4 protein-coding genes and 1 pseudogene are annotated in these 3,410 nt (G+C 68.1%); 1 reads left to right on the forward strand and 4 read right to left on the reverse strand.

The annotated features are described in order from the left end of the window. The 3 genes and pseudogenes from ACRDUX_RS28025 to ACRDUX_RS28035 all read right to left on the reverse strand — a co-directional run. Positions 1-128 (reverse strand): annotated as a pseudogene (locus ACRDUX_RS28025) (nitrile hydratase subunit beta); the annotation flags it as partial. After that, positions 125-745, reverse strand: a complete 621-nt coding sequence (gene nthA / locus ACRDUX_RS28030) for a nitrile hydratase subunit alpha (protein WP_526418639.1) — start codon at positions 743-745, stop codon at positions 125-127. The gene nthA and the pseudogene ACRDUX_RS28025, both read right to left, overlap by 4 nt. Then, positions 742-2,478, reverse strand: coding sequence for an N-acyl-D-amino-acid deacylase family protein (locus ACRDUX_RS28035; RefSeq protein WP_526418645.1), 1,737 nt, complete (start codon positions 2,476-2,478; stop codon positions 742-744). The genes nthA and ACRDUX_RS28035 overlap by 4 nt, the downstream gene beginning before the upstream one ends. A gap of 56 nt (positions 2,479-2,534) precedes the next feature. Here ACRDUX_RS28035 and ACRDUX_RS28040 point away from each other — a divergent pair, with 56 nt between their 5' ends. Beyond that, entirely contained in the window at positions 2,535-2,912 is a 378-nt protein-coding gene (locus ACRDUX_RS28040) for a VOC family protein (RefSeq protein WP_526418641.1), read from the forward strand. A 27-nt stretch (positions 2,913-2,939) separates the two neighbouring features. Here ACRDUX_RS28040 and ACRDUX_RS28045 read toward each other — a convergent pair. Beyond that, positions 2,940-3,410, reverse strand: a 471-nt coding sequence (locus tag ACRDUX_RS28045) for a dihydrofolate reductase family protein (RefSeq protein WP_526418643.1), incomplete at its 5' end; no start/stop codon positions are given.

A 3,410-nucleotide genomic window follows, 5' to 3' on the forward strand; every position in this document is an offset into this window, starting at 1 on the left:
ATGGCACCCATCGCGACACTGATGCCGAGTGCCCGTTTCTCCCATTCGGCGTGGAAGATCGGCTCGTCCGGCTCTTCGATCACCGGGCCGAAGGGCATCAGGCCGCCCATGTCGTGAACGCCGTTCATGCGGGATCCAACCGGTCGGGCCGTAACGCCAAGCCGGTGCCGATCATCGAGTTTCGGGTCACCAGTGCGGTCAACCGGTCCTGCGCCCAGCCGTCGGTGCCTGCCGGGCGCATCGGGATCACCAGGTAGCGCATCTCCGACGTGGAGTCCCACACTCGGATTCGAGCGTCCGCGGCCAATGTCAGCCCGAAGTCTGCGAGGACGCCCCGCGGGTCGATCACCGCCCTCGACCGGTACGGCGCGGATTTGTACCAGACGGGAGGCAGGCCCAGCAGCGGCCACGGGTAGCACGAGCACAGCGTGCACACCACCAGGTTGTGCTCGGTCGGGCTGTTGAACACCGCGCTGACGTGTTCGCCGCCGCGACCGCCGAATCCCATGGATCGCGTTGCCGCCGTGGCATCTTCGCGCAGCCAGGCGGAGAACTCGTCATCCGTCCATGCCTTCGCGACGACCGTGGCGCCATTGCGCGGCCCGATCCGCGTCTCGTACGTCTCGGCGATCGCATCGACCGCCGCCGGATCGAGGTAACCCTTTTCGCTCAGCAGTGATTCGAGTGCCCGGATCCGGAGCTCGACGTCCGAGAGTTCGCTCGGTCCGTGATCGTCGGCGCTCATGACACCGGGGTGTGCTGACGGCCGCGGACCAGTTTGCCTGGTCGGGCGGCGGTGGGAACGCCGTTTTCGGCGATCACCTCTCCGGAGACGACAGTCGCCACGTACCCGTCGGCGGTCTGGTCGAGTCGGCGGCCACCCGCAGGCAGGTCGCGGGCGACGACCGGCCTGTGTAACCGCACGGCGTCGTGGTCGATGACGTTGAGGTCCGCCTTGTAGCCGACGGCGATGCGGCCCCGGTCGGCGAGTCCCGCGACGCGGGCGGGCGCCGACGTCAGCTCGCGCACCGCCTCCGCGACCGAAAGCCGCCCGGTGGCACGGTCACGCGCCCAGTACGCCAGCATGTAGGTGGGAAAGCTTGCGTCGCAGATCATCCCGTAGTGCGCGCCGCCGTCGCCGAGGCCGAGGACGACGTCGTCGCGGCGGATCAGTTCGGCGACGGTGTCCAGCGAGCCGTCCCGGAAGTTGGCAAGGGTGATGAGCAGCATGGCGTGCCCGTCGTCGTCGAGCACGCGGTCGTAGGCCTCTTCGAGCGGGCTGACTCCGCGTGCCCGTGCTCGCGAGGCGATGCTGTCGGAACGGTCGGGCTCGTAGTTCGGCGGATCGCCCAACGGGAACATCCACTCAAACGCCTGGGCCGCGAACATCAGCGGGTGGCCGTCACTCGCGGGCTTGTCGGCCAGAATGCGGGTCCGCACTTCGGGTTTGCGCATCTCCGCGACGCGCTCGGCCAGCGGCAGGTCGGCGATCTCCCGGTAGCTCGGGTACATCACGAACGGGTTGCCGCTCAGCTCGAGACCGATGACAAGGCCGATCGGTCGCGGAAACACCTGCGCGGTGACCCGTGGACCTGCGGCTCCGCTGTTCTGATTGGCCTTCTCGACGAGATTGAGGCCGTCGACGAAGAACGGGTCGCCTGCGTTGCCGATCGCCAGGGTGAACGTCACCGGAAGGCCGACGTCCTCCGCGACGTCGAACACGGTCTGCAACGCGGGCCCGTAGTCACCGGCCACCAGGTCGGGCACGAACTGGATCAGGCCGCCGCCCGCATCCTTGACGCCGCGCGCGATCGCCTCGATCTCGTCGCGCCCGGCACCGAAACTCGGTATCGGCTGGCCACTTTCGCTCTTGTGCAGCGTCAACCGCGACGATGCGAAGCCCAGCGCACCGACCTGAACGGCCTCGGCGGCGAGCTTGCGCATCAGCGAGAGGTCCTCTGCGGTCGCGGGTTCACGGTCGACGCCGCGCTGACCCATCACGTACACCCGCAGCGGGGAGTGTGGCAGGAACGCGGCGACGTCGATGTCCCTGCGACGGCCGTCCAGCGCGTCGAGGAACTCCGGGAACGTCTCCCACGTCCAGGGCAGCCCGTCCACCATGACGACGCCGGGGATGTCCTCGACGCCTGCCATGAGATCGACGAGCGTTTCGTGGTCATCGGGTCGGCACGGCGCGAAGCCGACACCGCAGTTGCCCATCACCGCGGTCGTCACGCCGTGGGCCGATGACGGCGTCATGCGGTCCGACCAGATCGCCTGGCCGTCATAGTGGGTGTGGAGGTCGACGAAGCCGGGGGTGACGAGCAGGCCCGTCGCGTCGATCTCGCGCTTGGCATCACCATCGACCGTCCCGACCGCCGCGATGACTCCGTCGGCCACCGCGACGTCCCCGACGAACGGCTCACTCCCGAGTCCGTCGACGATCGTGCCGTTGCGAATGATCAGGTCGTAGGCCATCAGCCGAATGTACGACTTCATCCCCGGTGGGTGCCAGGATGAATCAGGATGAACCCGTGATCGATCACTTTGGAATCATCTGCGCCGACTACGCGAAGTCCAAGGAGTTTTACGACGCGGTGCTTGGCGTGCTGGGCCACACCCGACAGATGGACGTCGGCCCGGCCATCGGCTACGGCAGTGACGGCAAGCCGGACTTCTGGATCGAGGACGGCGCCGACCGCCAGGTGGGCGCGCCGATCCACTTCGCCTTCCAGGCCGCGGGCAACGACGCGGTGCAGGCGTTCCACGACGCCGCGCTCACACTCGGCGCGGAATCGCTGCACGCACCGCGCCTCTGGCCCGAGTACCACCCCGGGTACTACGCCGCGTTCGTCCGCGACCCCGACGGCAACAACGTCGAGGCCGTGTTCCACGGCGCGGTGCTCGTCTGAGAGCTGAAGGTCAGACGGTTCGCGTCGCTAAATCACGTGCGCCATGTCGGCCGTGGCCGTTCGGTATTGCGGGCGTCCAGCAGGTCGATAGGCCTGCATGGTCACCCCGCTGGGAGTGGCCCGCGATTCGATCAGCTCGAGGGCTCGGTCCGGGCCGGTGTCGGGGAACAGCCGTGTGCCCTGGCCGACGACCACGGGGAAGGTGAGCAGGGTGACTTCGTCGACGAGGTCGTTCTCGAGCAGCCACCGGACGAGCGTGCGGCTGCCATGAACCTGCAACTCGCCTCCCGGTTTGGCTCTGAGCCCGCCCACGGCGGCCGCGACGTCGCCGGAGAGGACGGTCGTGTTCGCCCACGACGGGTCGGTGAGTGTCGTCGACGCCACGTACTTCGGCAGGGTGTTCAAGGCCGCCGCGATGGGGTTGATGCTCGGATCCGCCATGATTCCCCAGGAGCCGGCGAAGATCTCGTAGGTCCGCCGACCGAACAGGAACCCGTC

Source organism: Mycobacterium sp. (assembly GCF_050701675.1).
In the GTDB taxonomy this organism is placed as follows: Bacteria; Actinomycetota; Actinomycetes; order Mycobacteriales; family Mycobacteriaceae; genus Mycobacterium.

Coding starts and splice junctions, on each gene's coding strand:
- nthA (WP_526418639.1), bottom strand. CDS start 745: ATGAGCGCCGACGATCACGGACCGAGCGAACTCTCGGACGTCGAGCTC.
- ACRDUX_RS28035 (WP_526418645.1), bottom strand. CDS start 2,478: ATGGCCTACGACCTGATCATTCGCAACGGCACGATCGTCGACGGACTC.